This window comes from Rhodanobacter koreensis (genome assembly GCF_054782855.1).
Genome location: NZ_BAAGRR010000003.1, coordinates 38171 through 57719, shown reverse-complemented (window position 1 = coordinate 57719; position 19549 = coordinate 38171). Strand labels below are relative to the sequence as shown.

At 56.8% G+C, this 19549-nt stretch carries 13 protein-coding genes; 8 read left to right on the top strand and 5 right to left on the bottom strand.

Annotation, left to right across the window (positions count from 1 at the left end):
• Nucleotides 1-108 precede the first annotated feature (108 nt).
• The gene (locus ACYVKM_RS12070) at nucleotides 109-735 is read right to left on the bottom strand and encodes a response regulator transcription factor (RefSeq protein ID WP_460877868.1); all 627 of its coding nucleotides are present in this window, start codon (nucleotides 733-735) and stop codon (nucleotides 109-111) included.
• Nucleotides 732-3599, bottom strand: a complete 2868-nt coding sequence (locus tag ACYVKM_RS12065) for a PAS domain-containing sensor histidine kinase (RefSeq protein ID WP_460877867.1) — start codon at nucleotides 3597-3599, stop codon at nucleotides 732-734. The genes ACYVKM_RS12070 and ACYVKM_RS12065 overlap by 4 nt, the downstream gene beginning before the upstream one ends.
• A gap of 345 nt (nucleotides 3600-3944) precedes the next feature.
• Between ACYVKM_RS12065 and ACYVKM_RS12060 the strand changes: the two genes are divergently transcribed.
• The 8 genes from ACYVKM_RS12060 to ACYVKM_RS12025 all read left to right on the top strand — a co-directional run bounded on the left by ACYVKM_RS12060 (nucleotide 3945) and on the right by ACYVKM_RS12025 (nucleotide 13929).
• Complete coding sequence (locus ACYVKM_RS12060; RefSeq protein WP_460877866.1) at nucleotides 3945-5360, top strand: aldehyde dehydrogenase family protein; 1416 nt, start codon at nucleotides 3945-3947, stop codon at nucleotides 5358-5360.
• Between the two features lie 38 nt (nucleotides 5361-5398).
• Nucleotides 5399-5863, top strand: a complete 465-nt coding sequence (locus ACYVKM_RS12055) for a nuclear transport factor 2 family protein (RefSeq protein ID WP_460877865.1) — start codon at nucleotides 5399-5401, stop codon at nucleotides 5861-5863.
• On the top strand, nucleotides 5860-7146 hold the full coding sequence (locus ACYVKM_RS12050; protein ID WP_460877864.1) for an efflux RND transporter periplasmic adaptor subunit: 1287 nt from the start codon (nucleotides 5860-5862) through the stop codon (nucleotides 7144-7146). The genes ACYVKM_RS12055 and ACYVKM_RS12050 overlap by 4 nt, the downstream gene beginning before the upstream one ends.
• 9 nt (nucleotides 7147-7155) lie before the next feature.
• Nucleotides 7156-10302, top strand: a complete 3147-nt coding sequence (locus ACYVKM_RS12045) for an efflux RND transporter permease subunit (RefSeq protein WP_460877863.1) — start codon at nucleotides 7156-7158, stop codon at nucleotides 10300-10302.
• Between the two features lie 3 nt (nucleotides 10303-10305).
• On the top strand, nucleotides 10306-11757 hold the full coding sequence (locus ACYVKM_RS12040) for an efflux transporter outer membrane subunit (protein ID WP_460877862.1): 1452 nt from the start codon (nucleotides 10306-10308) through the stop codon (nucleotides 11755-11757).
• A 56-nt stretch (nucleotides 11758-11813) separates the two neighbouring features.
• A complete protein-coding gene (locus ACYVKM_RS12035; RefSeq protein WP_460877861.1) occupies nucleotides 11814-12521 on the top strand; it encodes an MgtC/SapB family protein in 708 nt (235 codons plus the stop codon).
• 461 nt (nucleotides 12522-12982) lie between these two features.
• Complete coding sequence (locus ACYVKM_RS12030) at nucleotides 12983-13279, top strand: hypothetical protein (protein ID WP_460877860.1); 297 nt, start codon at nucleotides 12983-12985, stop codon at nucleotides 13277-13279.
• Nucleotides 13280-13383: 104 nt separating this feature from the next.
• Nucleotides 13384-13929: an acyloxyacyl hydrolase gene (locus tag ACYVKM_RS12025; protein ID WP_460877859.1), complete on the top strand. Its 546-nt coding sequence runs from the start codon at nucleotides 13384-13386 to the stop codon at nucleotides 13927-13929.
• 105 nt (nucleotides 13930-14034) lie between these two features.
• On the opposite strand, the gene ACYVKM_RS12020 is transcribed toward ACYVKM_RS12025, so the two are convergent.
• The 3 genes from ACYVKM_RS12020 to ACYVKM_RS12010 form a co-directional block, all read right to left on the bottom strand.
• The gene (locus ACYVKM_RS12020; protein WP_460877858.1) at nucleotides 14035-17982 is read right to left on the bottom strand and encodes an NACHT domain-containing protein; all 3948 of its coding nucleotides are present in this window, start codon (nucleotides 17980-17982) and stop codon (nucleotides 14035-14037) included.
• Between the two features lie 92 nt (nucleotides 17983-18074).
• Entirely contained in the window at nucleotides 18075-18446 is a 372-nt protein-coding gene (locus tag ACYVKM_RS12015; protein WP_460877857.1) for a DUF6375 family protein, read from the bottom strand.
• Nucleotides 18447-18478: 32 nt separating this feature from the next.
• The gene (locus ACYVKM_RS12010; protein ID WP_460877856.1) at nucleotides 18479-19384 is read right to left on the bottom strand and encodes a radical SAM protein; all 906 of its coding nucleotides are present in this window, start codon (nucleotides 19382-19384) and stop codon (nucleotides 18479-18481) included.
• Between the last annotated feature and the right edge of the window lie 165 nt (nucleotides 19385-19549).

Here is a 19549-nt window from a genome sequence, read left to right as displayed (position 1 = left end):
GGACGCGCAATCAGACCATAGCTTAAAAAAATACTACTCAAGTGGTAGCGGCTAGAGCAAAAGTAGGGGCTCTAGAGCACGCGATTCTCCTAAGGAGATGAGTTAGCGCTACTGAGGAAGGACAGGCTTGAGTTTATCGGTCATGCGGACCAATTCGATCAGCGACCTCGCTTGCATCTTTTCCATGACATTGCCTCGATGGATCTTCACGGTGGCTTCGCTGGCTCCGATTTCTGAGGCGATCTGCTTGTTGATCATTCCAGCCACTACTAGCGACATGACCTCCCGCTCGCGCGTGGTCAAGCAAAGATAACGTTCGTGCAGTTCGCGGACTTCGTCCTGTTGTTCACGTGCAGCGCGATCAAGCTGGAGAGCCTGCTGAATCGCGTCTAGCAAATCCTGGTCCCGAAACGGTTTCGTCAGAAACTCCACAGCACCCGATTTCAGCGCTCGGACGGACATGGGTATATCGCCGTGTGCGGTAATGAAAATGATGGGAATCTGTATGCCGGCATCAAGCAGTTTTCGCTGGAAATCGAGCCCACTCACCTGCGGAAGCCTTACGTCTAAGACCAAGCAGCTCGGGCCAGAGGTCGGCTTCTTGTTCAGAAACTCCAGCCCAGTCGCAAAGGACTCTGCATGTAGACCAACGGACTCGACAAGGTCCTGTACGGCCTGCCGCACACCATGATCGTCATCGACGATGAATACCGTGGGTGTGCCCGCTGGCTTCATACCTGAGTCTCGGTCTCGCGAGGGAGAACGAAGTGGAAGGATGCGCCTTTGCTCAGATTGGCGGTGGCCCAGACACGCCCACCGCACGACTCCACGATCGAGCGGGTGATCGTCAAGCCCATACCCGTTCCCTGCGGTTTGGTCGTATGAAAGGGCTCAAAAAGCTGTTCGACGGATCCCGTCGGCAAGCCTGTGCCGGTGTCGCTGATGGAAATTGAAAGAAGGCCGTCTGGAGTCGATCGCGATCGGATCGTCAATTCGCCCCCAGTATCTTTCATGGCCTCAATCGCGTTGAGCATCAGATTCATGAAGACCTGCTGAAGTTGTACGCGGTTTGCAAGGATTTTTGGAGTATCGCTCTCCAGTTCGGAATGGATCGCTATGGCGTGTCGATCCGCTTCCCAACTCAGCAGAACGGTCATGTCCCCGACTATTTCGTTCACGTCGATGATTTGGCGTTCTGCAAACGTCCCTGTCTTGTAAAAAGATCGCAAACTATCGATGACGTTGGCTGCGCGGTTGGCGTCCTGTTCAATCCTGGACGCTGTTGCGCGTGCTCTTTCCAGATCGGGCGGCTCGTGCGCCAACCATCTCAAGAGTGCGTTCGCACTCGTAATCGATGCAGCGATGGGCTGCTTGATTTCATGCGCCAGCGCTGCGGCAAGCTCACCCATCATGTTGACACGATTGATGTGTGCGAGGTCATTCTCCAATTGGCGTAGCCTTTCCCTCTCATCTTCGGCGCGTTTTCGTTCTGTTATGTCCATGGTGATGCCGACGTACTCACCTATTTCACCGAGCGGATTGTGGTGCCCTATGGTGCGCAGAAATCGTACAGTTCCATCGGGAAGACAAATCCGGAACTCGGGAATGTCGTAATCCGTTCTTGTGCGGATCGCATTCTCGATAACTGCTCTCACAGCAGGCCCATCTTCGGAATGAACGGTTTTCCAGAAATCTTCAAGCGACACAGGGCCCTGGCTGGGTTCAAAACCATGTAGGCGATAAATTTCATCCGACACATGGTGATTTTTGCCTGTGTGAAAATTGGTCGCCCAACTGCCGATGTGAGTGAGGCCTTGCCCTTCCGCGAGGTAAGCTCTCTCCCGCCGCAATTCCTGCGTGAGAAGCTCCTGCTCGGTGACGTCCATCGTGGTTCCGATGAAGCCTTTGAAGACCCCTTGCTCAACGACGGGAACCGCCACTGCACGAAGGTAGCGCAGCTGTCCGTCAGGTCGAATGATCCGCTCAATTTGATCGAATCCGCGATGTTCATCCAGCATGCGTTGAATGGACTCAGCGATGGCAGCGCGGTCCTGTGGATGTATGAGCGCTAGGTACTGTTCGACCGTTGGCGCACCGTTCTTCGGATCCAAACCATAGATTTTGTAAAGTTCGTCGGACCAGTAGTGACCTGAATCATTGAAGGCCCAGCTCCCGGTATGCGCGAGACGCTCTCCCTCGCTGAGATAGAACTGGCTCCGCTGCAGGGCTTCCTCTGCGCGTTTGCGATCGGTGATGTCCTGGGCCGTACCGAACATCTCGCATGCCACCCCCGATGCATCTCTTTTGACGGTACCGAGCCCTTGAATAGTGCGCACTTCACCGTCGGGACGAATGATGCGATGTTCCGCCGCAGTGTGCGCTCCTTCTTGAATGGCTTTCTCGGCCGTCCGAAAAACATGATCTCGGTCGTCGGGGTGGATCATTTTGTGGATCATCGCTATGTCGATGGAGCCGCTTTTCGGATCCAGCCCATAGATGCGATAGAGTTCATCAGACCACGTCACGCTGCCTGTGATGAGGTTCCATTTGTAATACCCGATGTGAGCCAGCCGTTGCGCTTCTTCAAGCCAATCCTTGCTCTCTTGCAGGTCGCGAGATAGAGCCTGTCGTTCTTCCTCAGCGCGTTTGCGCTCGGTGACATCCTGGAGGGTGCCAAAGAGTTTTCGCGGCCATTCCAACGACTCTCCGCTCGAATCAACCAGTGGCCCACCGCGTAGCTTTGAGGTGATGGCATGCACTGTGCGGACTTCGCCGTCAGGACGAACCACCCGAAACTCCGCTATGGGGTACGTGCCCGCCGAAAGGTCTACGTCTACTCCTCCGTAGAGGGCCTCTCGGTCATCAGGGTGGATCATGCCGCGGTTGGTGGCCATGTCCATTGGACGTTCTTGCGGCGATAAGCCAAAGATGCGATAGGTCTCGTCCGACCAGAGGATCACATTTGTCTCAAGATCCCATTCCCAGTGCCCTACATGAGCGACACGTTGGGCTTCTTCGAGTCTGGCGTTGCTTTCTTCCAACTTGAGAGCGAGCGCGCGTCGTTCATCGTCGGCGCGCTTGCGTTCGGTCATATCCGTAATTACGCCCATGTATTCGAGATTGCCCAAGCCATCTCTTCCGGCATGGGCAACCGCGTGGACGTATTTGATGATGCCATCAGGGAGAAGAATTCGATGCTCGACATCAAAGTCAATGCCGTTGTTGATGGCATGTTCCCTGAGCTTCTGCATGCGATCACGGTCTTCAGGGTGGATTCGGTCGAATGCTAGGTCGAGAGTAGGATTCGTCTCCCGATCGAAACACAGAATGTTTCGGGTTTCCTCCGACCAAACAAGTTCACCACTAGTAACCTTCCATCCGAAGGTTCCCGAATGACTAAGCTTCTGAGCCTCGGCTAGGTACTGCCAACGTCTTTGCAAGTCAGCCTGCGCCGCCTTCAAATCGTCATTGGCCTTCTCAAGCGCATTTCTTCGCTCCGCGTCCTTGGTTCTCAGGATGCGAAGTGCGTTGCCGAGCTGTTCTCGAACTCGATGCCAGCGACTGCGCAAGTCATTTGACGAAGCTGACATCTTAGACATCGCCTTTCGCTTGATCGGCCGTGTGCCAATCAAGCGACTGAATCAATAGCGAAGGGAGGCGAGCGTCCATTGTCGATTCCATCATCGACCGTGAAGTGATGCGCCAACGGTGCGTGCCAGATTCGACCGACCCTCTAACAGCGATGCGATCTGCTGCCGGATGCGAGAAAGGATGATGTCGTTGCTCATATGCGGTCTCATTGTCCGCTCGTTCAAGCGTGGCAAGGATAGCACTCGCGAATGGATCGCCGCGCCCGAAGCGCGTACTAGGAATATGTAATAGCAAGCCCTGACAGCGCCTCTTACGATGCAGCCGAGCTGTTCCATGTTTCCGGAGGAGATGTGATGAAGACCATCACGAAACACTACATTGACGGAGCATTTGTCGAATCCCATGGCCGAAAGGTCATGGAAAGCATCAACCCAACGAATCAACAGGTGCTTGGCAGCGTCATGCTAGGTGATGAGGAGGATGCGCGCCGCGCCATCGCCGCGGCCAAACGCGCATTCCAGACGTACTCTCGGACGACGAAAAAGGATCGCTCGGAAATCTTGCGTCGAATGTACGAAGTAACCTCAGCGCGCATCGGGGACCTCACCGACGCGATGGTCACCGAGTACGGCGGCGTCTCCCAATTTTCGTCGCTGATTGTGCAAACGGGAGTCGAAGCGTTCCGACAAGCGGAGAAGGCCCTCCAGGATCTTGAGTTGGAACGGAAGTGGGACAAAACGACGGTGCTTTTTGAACCTGTCGGCGTCGCCGGTCTGATCACCGCGTGGAACGCGAACGCGCTTTTCGTTTGCCTCAAGACCGCTTCCGCGCTCGCCGCGGGCTGTACCGTCGTGATCAAACCTAGCGAAATGAGTCCCTTGCAGACACAGGTTTTTCTGGACTGTCTGCACGAGGCGGGATTGCCGAAGGGGATCGTCAACGTGGTGAACGGCCTGGGTGACACGGTCGGTGCCGAGTTGGTGCGCAATCCCGATGTCGCCAAGATCTCGTTCACAGGGTCGGCTGCCGTTGGCCAACAAATCATGCGCGACGGCGCCGCCACGATGAAGCGCGTGACGCTGGAGCTGGGTGGAAAGTCTCCCAGCATCCTTCTGGACGACGCCGACTTCAACACGGCCGTTCCGCTGGCGCTCGGCATCGCGTTCTTGAACAGTGGGCAGGCATGCGCGGCGGGAACTCGCCTCTTGGTGCCGAAGAGTCGTCTTGACGAGGTCAATCGACTGATCGTCGATGCCGTGCGCGGTTTTGTCGTCGGGGATCCGGCGGATCCGAAGACCCTGGTCGGGCCGATGGTGTCGAAAAAGCAATACGAGCGCGTGCAGTCCTATATCCGCAAGGGAATCGAGGAAGGTGCCGAGGTACTGGTAGGTGGTGAGGGCCACCCGAAAGGCCTCGAACACGGCAACTTCATCAAGCCGACGGTGTTTACGAACGTTACGAACGACATGACCATCGCCCAAGAGGAAATTTTTGGCCCGGTTCTTTCCGTCATTGCGTACGACACGGCCGACGAGGCGGTGAGCATCGCGAACGATTCGAAATACGGACTACACGCTTTTGTGAGCGGAGCCGATGTGGAGCGAGCGCGACGCGTGGCGGGCCAAATCCTTGCCGGACGCGTCGTGATCAACGGCATGCGTGACGACCCACAGGCGCCTTGGGGAGGGTTCAAGCATTCGGGCGTTGGTCGTGAGTACGGCGCATTCGGCATCGAAGCCTTTCTCGAGCCGCGCGCAATTCTTGAGTGATCGCTTTTCCGACTCTTGAATCAACAAGAGAGAAAGTCATGAGCCAACACATTGTCATCTTTCCTGCTGAGGCTGCAGACCGTCTCGCCATTCGGGAGCTGGTGGAGGCCTATGCACATTGCGCCGATCGTCGCGATGCTAAGGGTCAGATGTCCTTGTTTACTGCGGACACTCACTTCGTCGTATTCATGGACGCCAAGGATCCCAAGCCTACATGGGAGCTTCGCTCGCGCGATGCGCTCGCTCCCGTCTTTGCAGACCTCAACAAATACGATGCCACCACCCATTTCGTCGGTCAGAGCACGATCCTCTCGCTGACCGACGACAAGGCCATTGGCGAAGCCTACTGCTTGGCGCACCACGTAACGGTCGCTGAGGGGAAGCGCCGTCTGATGATCGCATCGCTCCGTTACCTCGACACGCTCGTGAAACAGCACGGTAGTTGGTTGTTTGCGGAACGTTTGCTCTACGTCGACTGGACGGAAGAGCGCGCCATGTCGTGACGGCCGGGGATCTGTGGTGCGACTTCCCCCAGCACCATCCCCGCGCCGTCGCGGCAACCATCCTCACGCAGCCAATCGACGCGGGCGGCCGCGAGGCAAGAGAGGACGTGTCGAGTGTGTTGCTGCAGGGATCAACGATGAAAAGATTTGCGTTCGACATACCATTACAACTGGCGCTGGTTTTTGCGCTGGCTCTGTTCGGCTGTAGCCGGAAGCCGGCTCCTGCATCCGCATCACCTCCGCCACCCAAGGTGTCCGTTGTCACCCTCAAAGCGCAGTCGGTGCCGGTCACCACCGAGCTGCCAGGACGTGTGACCGCTTTCCGAGTGGCCGAGGTCCGCCCGCAGGTCAACGGCATTATCCTGAAGCGATTGTTTGTGGAAGGCAGTGAGGTCGAAGCAGGGCAACAGCTCTATCAGATCGATCCAGCGCCTTATGAAGCTAGCTATCACAGCGCGGTCGCGGCGGCGGCGGCGGCTCGCTCGTTGGCGGAGCGCTACAAGCCGCTAGCCGCTGCCAACGCGGTCAGCAAGCAGGACTACGACAACGCCGTCGCCGCCGACCTTCAAGCGCAAGCGGTGTTGGAGACGGCACGCATCAACCTGCGCTACACCAAGGTCCTGTCGCCCATCTCCGGTCGCATAGGTCGTTCCACGGTAACCGAAGGCGCGTTGGTCACTGCAAACCAGCCCACCGCGCTGGCGACGGTGCAACAGCTCGATCACGTTTATGTGGACGTCACGCAGCCCATCGGCACGCTGCTGCGCCTAAAGCGCGAGGCGGCAGCCGGGCAGCTGCACCAAAACGACGCCGGCCGAGCACCGGTGAGCCTGCGCCTAGAGGATGCCAGCGACTATGCGCAAACCGGGGCACTTCAGTTTTCGGAGGTAACTGTCGACGAGAGCACCGGCTCGGTGACGATGCGCGCGTTGTTCCCGAACCCTGACCGCATCCTGTTGCCAGGTATGTTCGTGCGCGAGCGCATCGAGGAAGGAGTCCGCCTGGGCGCGTTGCTAGTGCCGCAGCAGGGCGTCAGTCACAACGACAAAGGAGACCCGACAGCGCTGGTGATCGCCGCGGACAACACCGTGGCCCTGCGCGTCTTGAAAACCGACCGCGCAGTCGGCGATCAATGGCTGGTAAGCGCTGGTCTGCAAGAAGGCGATCGGGTTGTTGTGGAAGGGCTTCAACTCGTGCAGCCCGGCGCCAAGGTCCAACCGGAAGAATTCCGCGGGCCCTCGCAAGCGAGCCAGGGCGAACGCCTGTCGGCCAATCAGAAGTAGGAGATAGCGATGGTCAGGTTCTTCATCGACCGTCCGGTATTCGCCTGGGTGCTGGCGATCGTGGTCATGATGGCGGGTGCTTTGGCCATCACTGTCCTGCCGGTAGCGCAATACCCGAGCATCGCCCCGCCGGCGATATCGATCCAGGTCACCTACCCGGGCGCATCAGCGGAAACCGTTCAGAGCACGGTGACGCAGGTGATCGAACAGCAGCTTTCCGGTATCGACCACTTACTGTACTTCGGATCCGAAAGCGACAAAGACGGCACCATGACTATTACGCTGTACTTCGAGCAAGGAACGAATCCCGACATCGCTCAGGTACAGGTACAAAACAAGCTGCAGCTGGCTACGCCGTTGCTGCCGGCCGAGGTTCAGGCCCAGGGCATTCGAGTGGCCAAGGCGACAAGAAACTTCTTGCTCGTGATCGGCTTCTATTCCGCCGATGGCTCGATGAACAACGACGACATCAGCGATTACGTTGCGTCGCACGTCCAGGATCCGATCAGCCGCACTCCCGGTGTCGGCGACTACCAGTTGTTCGGATCCCAATACGCCATGCGTATTTGGCTCGATTCGGCACGGTTGGACAACTACGGCCTGACACCTGTTGACGTAACCAACGCATTACAGGCGCAGAACGTACAGGTTGCCTCGGGCGAGCTGGGAGGCCTGCCATCGGCCAAGGGGCAGCGCCTCAACGCCACCATCGTGGGCCCCCAGCGCCTGCAAACCGCAGAGCAGTTCGGACAGATTCTGCTGAAGGTCAACCCGGACGGCTCGCAAGTTCGCTTGAAAGACGTCGCCCGCGTCACCTTGGGTGGCGAGAACTATTCGATCTACGTCGAGTACAACGGCCACCCGGCGGCGGGGCTCGCCATCAAGTTGGCCACAGGCGCCAATGCGCTGGATACGGCCAAGGCGATCCGCGCCACGATGGATCGGCTGCAACCGTTCTTTCCGTCCGGCCTGAAAATGGTCTATCCCTACGACACCACGCCGTTCGTGAGTGTGTCCATCGAGGAAGTGGTGAAGACACTGTTCGAGGCCATCATTCTGGTGTTCTTGGTGATGTACCTCTTCTTACAGAACTTCCGCGCCACGCTTATTCCGACCATTGCCGTGCCGGTCGTGTTGCTGGGAACTTTCGGCATCCTTGCCGTCGCGGGATTCTCCATCAACACGCTGACGATGTTCGGCATGGTGCTAGCCATCGGCCTTCTCGTCGACGATGCCATCGTGGTCGTGGAAAACGTCGAGCGCGTAATGGCGGAAGAAGGTCTGTCGCCGAAAGAAGCGACACGAAAGTCAATGACCCAAATCACTGGCGCACTCGTAGGTATCGCTCTTGTGCTCTCCGCGGTGTTCTTGCCAATGGCCTTCTTCGGTGGTTCGACTGGCGTGATCTACCGGCAGTTCTCCATCACCATCGTTTCGGCGATGACGCTGTCGGTGCTGGTGGCCCTGCTCTTCACGCCTTCGCTTTGCGCCACGTTGCTGCGAAAGCCACACGGCGACAAGCACGAGCGCCGGCGGGGCTTCTTCGGTTTGTTCAACCGAGGCTTCGACAGCATGAATCGGGGCTATGAGCGCGGCGTCGGTCACGTCACGGCTCGGACCGGGCGCTACCTGTTGGGCTATTTGGCCATCGTTGTGTGCTTGGGGCTGCTATTCGCGCGAGTGCCCACATCGTTCTTGCCAGACGAAGATCAAGGCATTTTGTTCCTTCAGGTTGTCGAGCCTCCGGGCACGGCCAGCGAGTTGACGCAGCAAACGCTCAACGAAGTACGCGACTACTTCATGAAGGATGAAGCCTCCATCGTCAGCGACGTCTTCACCGTCAACGGATTCAGCTTCGGTGGTCGTGGCCAAAACGCTGGTTTGGCATTCGTACGGCTCAAGGATTGGAAGGATCGTCCGAGTAAACGAGATTCCGTGTTCGGCCTTGCCGAGCGGGCTAACCAGCGCTTCCAGCGCATACGGGGTGCGTTCGTCATCGCCTTCCCGCCGCCAGCCGTCCTCGAACTCGGTAACGCAACCGGCTTCGACTTCGAGCTGGAGGATTTGGGCAATGTCGGACACGACGCGCTCATGAAAGCTCGCGATCAGCTGATGCAAATTGCAGGAAAGGACCCGGCCATCGGCTCACTGCGGCCGAACGGCTTGTCGGATGAGCCGCAGTACAAGCTGGACATCGACTGGGAAAAAGCCAGCGCGCTCGGCCTATCGATCGACGACATCAGCCGAACGCTTGGCATAGGCTGGGGTTCGGCCTACGTGAATCAATTCGTCGATCATGGCCGCGTCAAGCGTGTATTCGTCCAGGGTGAGACGGCCTCGCGAATGCTGCCGCAGGACATGGACAAGTGGTACGTACGAAACGCCGTGGGCCGGATGACACCATTCTCCGCGTTCACCTCCGCACACTGGAGCGTCGGCTCGCCCAAGCTGGAACGGTACAACGGCACAGCGTCGTTGGAGTTCCTAGGCACCGCGGCGCCGGGGCGCAGCAGCGGTGATGCGCTGGCAGCGATGGAAGCAGCGGTGACAAAACTATCGAAAGGCATCGGTTACGAATGGACGGGCCTCTCCTACGAGGAGAAGAAATCGGGCTCGCAAGCGCCGGCGTTGTACGCCATCTCGCTTGCCATTGTGTTCCTATGCTTGGCGGCGCTCTACGAAAGTTGGTCGATTCCTTTTGCAGTCATGCTTGTGGTGCCTTTGGGGATTCTCGGCACCGTGAGTGCCACCTTGCTGCGCGGGCTTGGCAACGATGTGTTCTTTCAGGTGGGCCTGCTCACCACGGTCGGACTGTCTGCGAAAAACGCGATCCTCATCGTTGAGTTTGCGAAGGAGAACGTCGAGCACGGGATGGGTTTGATCGCGGCGACGATCAGCGCAGCACGGCAGCGCCTGCGCCCGATTCTCATGACCTCGTTTGCTTTCATCCTGGGCGTGATGCCGTTGGCGATTGCCACCGGCGCCGGTGCCGGCGGACGCATCGCCATTGGCACCGGCGTTATCGGCGGCATGGTAGCGGGTACGGTGCTCGCCGTGTTTTTCGTGCCGGTGTTCTTCGTCGCGGTGCGTTCGGTATTCAAAGGGCAGCGTGACCGAGACGAAGCGGTGCTCGCGCGGCCCGAGCTGGAGACCTGAGCCATGCAGTACAGATACCGGTTCGCTGTGATCGTTGTGGGAACGATGGCCTTATGTGCCTGCACGTTGGAGCCAAAATACGTTCGACCCGACGCACCCGTAGCGATGCAGGAGCGCAACATCGCTTCGGGTATACCTGCGGAAGACTTAGGTTGGCGAGCATTCTTCCCAGATCCACAGCTGCAGCAGCTCATCGTATTGGCTCTGGCCAGCAACCGCGATCTGCGCGTCGCCGCACTGAATGTCGAAGCCGCCCAGGCACGGTACCGGATCCAGCGTGCCGATTTATTCCCGACGATCGCGGCCAGCGCGACAGAGCAAGCCGAGCGCCTTCCCGCCGGCGTGCTGGCTGCATCGCTTCCCGGAAGCCCTTCTTCCGCACAAGGCGACATCGTCTCCCGTTCCTATACCGCAGGCATCGGCTTCACCAGCTTTGAACTGGATCTCTTCGGTCGCATCCGTAGCCTGAATCACGCCGCCCTGCAGGAGTATTTCAGCATCGAGGAGACCCGGCGAAGCGCTCAAATCACCCTTGTGGGAGAAGTGGCGAATGCTTACCTGGCGGTGCTCACGGATCAAACATTGCTAGACATCACGCGCCAGACACTACAGAACCAGAGCAACTCCTACGAGTTGACGGGGAAGATGTTCGAACGAGGGGCGACAACGCAGCTTGCTCTTCGCCAAGCCGAGTCAACAGTGGACGCTGCACGCGCAAGCTTGGCGCAGTACACCCGCGCGCTGGCCCAAGACCGCAATGCGCTACAGCTATTGCTCGGCGCCCCCATCCCGCAAGATATCGACTTTTCTGCGGGACTTGACAGGGCAAACGTTGTTTCCGCTGTGGTGGAGGCGATTCCCTCTGACGTTTTGATCAAACGGCCCGATGTGCTGGCTGCCGAGCACCTGCTGAAAGCATCCAACGCCGACATTGGCGCGGCGCGCGCGGCGTTTTTCCCGGTTATCGAACTGACCGGTAGTCTAGGCAGTGCCAGCACAGAGCTTTCCGGTCTGTTCAAACACGATTCCTACGCTTGGACGTTTGCACCTCAAATCAGTGTTCCGATCTTTTCAGGAGGCGCCAACAAAGCCAACCTCAAGGTGGCCAAGTTGGCCCGTGAAAGAGCGGTGGCGCAATACGAAAAAGCAATCCAGGTTGCGTTCCGCGAAGTAGCCGACGCGCTCGCGGCGCATGACTCGCTCGACGAGCAGTTGGCTGCGCAGCAGGCACTCGTAACTGCCTCGCAGGATGCGTACCGCTTGGCACAGATGCGCTTTCGCGGCGGCATCGACAACTACCTCAGCGAGCTCGATGCGCAGCGCTCTCTTTACGGCGCTCAGCAACAGTTGCAAATCGTGCGGCTCCAGCGCTTTGACAACCTCGTGACACTTTACAAGGCACTGGGAGGCGGTTTGCGCGAAACCACAGCTTCCGATGCTTCTGCGACCGACTAGGCCAACCCTTATCAGGCCGGCGTGTCGGCAGCCTGACAGGAGAGGAGAAATCATTCATGTTTCCCGAAGTTCCGGCAGAAATCACGGTGGTGACCCATGCGGTACTAGCCTTTGTTCTCGCCTGGGCAATCGGCTACGAACGGTTCTACAACGGCCGCGCGGCAGGAACGCAGGTGTATTGCTTGGTCTGCACGGCGAGTTGCGCACTAACCTCAGCCGCAGGCCTCGCCGCGCACTGGTTCGGAACCCCGTTATCGTCGGATGCCATCAGCAGCACCCAAGTGATTGGGAGCCTGCTGACCGGCATCGGCTTTCTCGGCGCCGGCATCATCGTCAAAAGCGGTGCCAGCGTCCGCGGCCTGACGACTGCGGCCTCCATTTGGTCATCAGCCGCGGTGGGAATTCTGGTAGGTGTTCACTTTGTGGTTGCCGCCTTTGGCCTGACCGCGATCTTCATCGTTTGCATGGCAGCGGTTCCACACCTGGAGCGCCATCTGCCTGGCAAAGCTGCGCTCGCGGTCAGGCTCCGCTTTCGCGAAGGTTCACGGCCACACACGGAACAAATTCTGTCGTTTCTTGGTGAGCACCGTTTGGTACCGCATTCGGATTCGGTATCCCTGACGTTCGACGGAGGACGGTTTGGTATGGAAATGATTGTCTCAGGCAGAGCCTTGCAGGGGCGTACTCTTGATTGGGTCGTAGAAGATCTGCCGAAGGTCCAATCCATTGAGAGCTTCACAGTGACGAGGACAACTCGAACATAACTAAGAGGGCCGTCACCATGACAACCGCTGCGGACTACGCCACAGATCCGGTGATCAGTTGCGGGAAATCACAAGAGCATTTTGGCTTCCGTAGCTACGACTAGCCCTCGAATCACGAGAGATTTCGCTCATGAAAAGAAGACCTGCGGCCGTGTTGATTGGATTGGAGATGCGATCAACTTATTCGGCTAAGCGCGTTCGATCGGGCATTCGTCTGCGTGGGAAAGTGTCATTAGATAATGCAACTTCCGATGATGCCGTCGTGTTACGGGTGGCCAACATGATCGAATCAGATCATCAAAAACTCATGGCATGGTATCGGGATGTACGGATCGTTGAGCTTGATGCACTTACCGCAGAGAGGCTTGTTCGATTGGGGCGTGCAAAGGAAGTCATCGCCTTCCTTAACTCCATACGAGCTAGCGGGAGAAGTTGAATTCTTCAACATCAAGAGGTATGCCATGTCCCAGGCGCAACGAATCTATGCCTCGATAGTTAGCGATATTGAGGCTCTCTCCAGGTTGAGGGAGAAGACCATCACGAAAGCTTTTGACGTGTTTGAAAGCCACAACAAAAAGCTGGCGAACGTTGTTTGCCAAATAAACCGTGACCGCCGTTCGGCTGCATTCTGGATGTGTTCACCACTTCGGCGACTGGGAGGCCGCCATGCCTATCAGGTGTTGGCGGAGGGCGAAGAAGACTGCCTCTGGGATGAATTGAATCCGGAGTCCATGTCGCTTGAGCGTTCATCTCGTTAGCGGCGAGTCCAGGGAGAGTCCCGAGATCACTACGGATGGTACTGCAGCACTCATTCGACCGAGTTGCTCAACCCACGGGCGGCCGAGCAAACAGGATTCAAACCATGTACCCACACACCAATCGTCGCTTGGTGGCGCTGGCTTGCGCCTTCTTGCTCAGAAGCCACGCATTGGCTGCGGAAGTGAAGCCGTTTCCCATCCGCGTCGAGGCTCAGCTTGGTCGCAGCTACATGGACAGCTACAGTGCCAACGCAGGCTTTCTTGAGGCTACCTTTCGTGAGCACCCCATAGGCCAAACAGCCTTCACATGGTCACCCGATGTTTCGATGGGATGGATCAACGGCCGCAACCTTGCCCGGTACAATCACTACGCTGTCAGCACAGAGGACAAGATCTGGATCGGCGCCGCTGGCATAAGGTTGCGATATGGGGGCGATGCCAGCTACATGCATCACTTTTTCTTCAGTATCCAGCCCTCGCTACATACCGGCCGAACCCAAGCGCTAAGTAGCTCCTACGAGTTCGTAAGCACGTTGGGTTGGCAAGGGTCACACGTCAGCCTGCAGATTCGACACATTTCAAATGGAAGCCTGCATGCGCCAAATCGTGGTGAGACTATGGTTCTTGTTGGCTTCGGATTGAATCACTGATCAACTCCAGCCTTGCGCGCAAGGTAGCGTTCCAAGCTGCACGAAGATCGCGCTCGGAGTCCATGTACGGGCCTTCGCTTGCAGCGTCTGTACGGCCGCTTAGATTCACTTGGCCCGAGATTTCCTCGGTATTCGGATCTCGGAATACTTGTGAATGTGTTTGTGCTTGTCGTACACATGATCCAGATCACGGTCGATCCCTGATCGGCCACGGTAGTGCTCCCCTCGCTCGCCCCAGATCAGCCAAACCAACGCCTTGTTCGACGCCTCCAAGTATTGGTCAAGCAGATCCGCTCGCACGTAGGCGATGTGCCCTCGCACCGACTCGTCTCGACCTTTGAGTCGGCGATAGAGCGAACCAACTCCCTCTTGCTCGTAGAGATCCCAATGATACGGTCGAAAACCCAATCCCGTTGCCTGGCAGATCGCTGGTGAGGGGAAAAATGCGCCACTCCCATGGTTCAACTTGCTGTGATAACTCTCCCAGGAGTAGACGTGTACAGGCACTTCGACGGGTACACCAATTCCGGTCCATCGATCCGAAGAGACCACCTCTTGCTCTGAATCGGACACAGGCGGTGGGACGCCTGGCACCGATTCGAATGGCATCTCTCCGGCGTACTTGTAGTACTGCTCGCGAACCTTCGCGATGGCGTCGTTGCCCGGATACTCCATGGAATCGAAGACCTTCTTGAGTTTTCCAACCTGATCCCGCTCAACCAATATGCCTCGCATAAAGGTAAAAACATTTCGATAGTCTGTTTTTGCGGTTTCTTCCAAGAACCCCTCAAGCAGCACCCAGTTCCCCACGACGTCGTCGACGACGCTTGGTTGCAGCAAGCTGCCGTAGTCCGGCACGGGGCCGTCAACAATCCACTGGGCAATGTCATGTGGCGACCCCACGAACAGTTCGGGAAGCACTGGGTCCCACGATTTGACCGCGCCAAGAAAGGTCGGATCAATATCTGCGTCTACGGTTCGTTCGTCGCCACGCCATTCGGACAGGAGGTTTTTGTCGCTCCTCACCCCCCACATCTCGAAGTAGGCAATCCATCCGTACTTCTTGCCGTACCTGTCGACTTTCGTGCCTTCTTCGTCATGGCGTGAGGAGGACCGCATAGTCTTGTCGACTTCTCGAAACAACTCTGGGTCGTAGCCCAACTGAAGCATTCTGACCACGATCGCTTTCCTAACCCCTACATACTCTGTGTTTTCGAAGTCGTAGTTGGATCGGTTGGCTATCAGCCTGCCGAGCGTGTAGTTGCCAAAATCCATAGATATGGCCGCGTGATCTGCTGCATCAATTCTCTTCGCACTTGTACGCGGCAGCTTGTCGAACGGAGACGGCAGATGGCTGAATGGTGGCTTGAGATAATTTGCCTCTTCGTGAGAAATGCAGGAGGAATCAATCCTCCTAGCTAACGTGATGATACCCAAGCAGTACTGACGCAGCAGTGCATGCCGAGTAGGCGTCGCTGCGTGATCAGAAAAGTACGAACTGAAAATATTTCTGGCTACTGTCGGCAGTATTGACCTGGTAGTCGCGTTCGACTCATCCGACCACGTAGACAACGCCGCTCCGTAGGCCGCCGCGAACATTCGTTCCGGCACGTAAGGATCCGAAATTGTGCTGGACTCCAGCGCAAGCTCGTAAAAGCCATCTGGCATCACTAGGGCGAACGTATGTAGTGCTTTCGTTGAAAGGTCACGTAGGTACCTTGAGGTTGTTGTCAACATCCACATGACCCAACGAGCCCGCGCCAACTCCTTGCGATCTATGCCGCCGCGCGCCCACTTCACATCGAGATCGATCACATCTTTTCTGCAAACCTCCTCATTCTTACGCAGCCACTCGGACCACGACAGATCGCGCGCCGAATTGGTCATGCGGCGAAGTACTCCATCCAAGAAATCTGCATCAAATGGGTGAGCACTGGCCGCGCGTGTCATTCGAAGCAACGGGTACGCAGCATGAGCGAACCCGGATGAAGTGATCATTTCGTCATGGAACCGGTCAACAGTCTCCCGGTTGATATGGGCCGGATCCCCTTTCGCAGAAAGAAGCAGCGCATTAGAAACAAGACTTGTAGGCATCACCTGCCATAGCTGACGCCCGCGCTTCCGAACCGGAAACAGCCCGGCCATAGCACCAAAGATGTCCGTGGCGAGCGGGTGAGAATCCAGGCCACCGGACGACAACTTCAAGATATTCGCTGGGGAAGAGAGCCACTCGTCGATGTCATCACGGTGGAGGAGATACTCCGCGATTACGTGACCAGCCATCAAGTCGTAAGTGAACGCAACCCCAAATCGCCCGGTGCCGTTTGACAATCGTACGAGCACGCCCTCCGACTCCAAGCTCCTTAGTAGACTTTCGTTCCACGAACCAGCGTCTTTGATAGTCTCGCGGGCAAATCGTTGCTCGATTCCACGAGTCTTTCGTTCCCACAGTAGCTCGCCAAGCTTGCGAAGGGCATCCTGCACTTCGTCCTGATAGAGACGCCTAGAGGAAGGCGACCGATCTGCAATTCGTACAACCAGTCTCCGGAAGTACTCGCTGAAAAGCGCGCTCATTGAGCGAGGAAGCGCTTCTACGCCGACAAGGTGCTTACGATCTGGATTTGCGACCTCGCAATAGATGCGAAGCGTAAGTGGATGCTGGAGGAACTCCAGAGGTAGGTCTTCGTCAGTGGCATCGATCTTGTAGTGCTCAAAATATTTGGCAATCGCCGCCCTTGGATTGTCTTCAAACCCATTCATTGCGAAGGAGGACATGCCTTCGGGAAGGCAGTCGTCAGAAAACTGGTCGCGAAGGGTCACTATGAGCAGGATATGGGGAAAGCGCTTCAGGATCTCGTCGGCCCTGAACAGCGGCTCTTTCCAATCTCTCGGATCCTCGGCCTCGTTCAGGCCGTCAATCACCACCGGTAGTCGTTTTCCGGCTCTCTCTCCAGCAGCATCGACCGCTTCAACAAATTGCTCGAAGCTCGGAGCGGCCTTTCCTCCAATCTTGAAACTACGTACTAGATCATCAAGATCCTGCCCGGCGTGCAAGTCCTTTCCAAATAGGACGACACCACCGATAAGCTCTGCAGTAGGACAAGTCAGTCTCAGTGATAGCTCAGACTTTCCGGCACCTGCAGGCGCAAGGACGGCCGCTGCGCGAATTTCAACCAAGTCTCGCAGCGCAGCAAGCTCCGAATCTGCTGCATAGATGTCTGCAAGCAGGTTCGCGCCAACAAGCGCACATGGGGATCGTGCAGATCGCAGTCTTGCAACAAGCTGACGATGCCTTTGGGGGTTGTCAATGCCTTCTGCGGACAACTGCTTTATTGCCGCAATGTCGCCGAGGCGAATGGCATCGTGAACATCCTTCAAAACACTAGCCACAGCTGCACTCTGCGTAAGCAATTCGCTCAGAGCCGGATGCAGTTTCGTCGGAACACTTCCGAAATATGCATTGATCTCACCTGTCTGAGCGTTCAACCGGTCGGCTAGGTGACAAAGGCTACTCCACACTGTATGGCTAAGCTGACACCGCAGTAGGGCTTCCTCAGTTGGAACAACATGGTGCACTTCGGGCTGGTATCGATGTCGAAATGGCGCGGCCGCGACCTTGTACTGGTCGGCAAGCGTTTGAGGAGTGATTACGAGCTCACCGAAGTATGATTCCCGTAGATTGGTGGCCACGCCCGACAACAGTAGCTCGACGTCGTCCGACGTATTCAATGCGAGCTTCACACCTGGATAGGCTGATGCAAGCCCGTAATACCACTTCTGGTCAGCTTTCGTCAGCGTGTGCTTCGTCCATAAGACCCAGTCTGTTAGTCCTGGAAGATACTTTTTGGACTTGTTCAATCCGTCGACAATCTTGTCGCGCCTAGTCTTTCCAAGGTTTTGGCCATTGCTGATCCCGTACCACTTGCACTGCCAACCGAACCAGCGCGGTGGGTCGCCTAAATCGCAGGCCGTGTGCAACTTGAGGTGGAACTCAACTCCGGCTTGGTTGGCGAGCTCTTGGAAATCTCCAAATTGTCCGTAGTGTCGCCGCATGACTGCGCGGCAGAGCTTCTCGAAGTTGACGTCCGCAGCGCCTGGCAGGCGAGCGAATGCTTCCCAATTCACTGCGGGCATCAGGTTCCGCCTCAATCCTGTTTGGATTTGTCTTCCGGGTAGTCATGTGCGGAGAAGATTTCTACCCGCGCGCCTGCTTCGACGAACACCTTGATGAAAGCCGATAGATCAGCTTCTTCAGTCCGAACTGTTATTCGATTGCCGTCTCTGTCGATGCTATGGTCCAACGCAAACTGTTCGAGATCAGTGGGTGATAGCGAATAAGCCCTATTGGCACGAAGCAACGAAAGCATATCGTCCGAGAATCGCTGATCCTCTGGCGCTGACCTCGAAATATCGAAGGCCTCGTCCTTAGCCGCTTGCTCGACAATTTTGTCAATGAACGTGTTGACATTATCGGCGTCGCGTTCCTGTTTGAACGTGCCTATCAACACCAAGTTCATTGAGTGCTCTGATCCATATGCGTTCCAGATTTTCAATGTACACCTCGACTCATCTCGCCTAGCTGATGTATTGCTGCCAACAGGCCTTCGGCTCCTATGTTGACTCCATCTGTCGCATAAGAATTAACCTTGACGACCCCTGATGCAGTTACGTGTACATAGGACCTCAGCGCCTTCTCTAGCGGAAGCGGATCGCATGTCATTAGGCCCCCCGACGATTCCTCGCTTATGGCAAGGCGCACGCGCCCATTATATCCAGCAACCCAATGCGACATTTTTCGGCCTACTACATCACTGGCCGCGCCTACGCTGGAGGTGGCACGTTGCGGAAGTAGCAGAATTTCTGACGCATCGATCTCATGAGCGAGTTCCGACAATTCGTCGAGCTCGTCAACGGTCTGATCATTGATTACTACGTTGATGCCAAGTTGTGCTTGTGCTCTGGCGTCACGAAGTCGAGCAAGCAGGCTTGCGTAGGGCCTGCCGCGATTATTTTCGTAAGTCTCTCTCACGCCATCGACGCTAACTCGGATGAAATGTACGTTCCCATTGAGCTTGTCCAGCAATGGTGCGCGCAGTCGGTGGCCGTGCGTCGTGAGAGTCACAGCCAACTTAGTCTTTTTCGCCGCATGACTGCAAATTTCTGCGAACTGCGCATGCAGAGTCGGCTCTCCTCCGCCGAATCCGACCCCTAGAGATCCAGCTTGGTCAATCTCAATCAGCCAGTCGGCGATCGCGTCTGCGCTCAACATCGCACGGTGCTTTGGGGCATAGCAATAAGCGCAGTGAAGATCGCAAAGATTGGTGAGCGCTAGTGAGACCTGGCGAGGCGCAGTGCTCCACTTCGACTCTTCGACTTGCACTTCATTGAACAAGACGTTCAGGCCTGTTCGTCGGTCAAAGACGTGTAGTCCGTCAGGACCGAGTCGTGTCTTCATACCTCACAGCTCCAAGGAAAGGCGTCGCAATTTGGGGCGATGCTCCCGATCTCCTGCAACTTTATCAAGCACAGCATCGCTAGCGTCGTATCCAACACCCGCTAAGGGTCGGTCAAATGTCCATCTCTCTTCCTACGCGCGCGGCCGCTCACGACCGGCAAGACA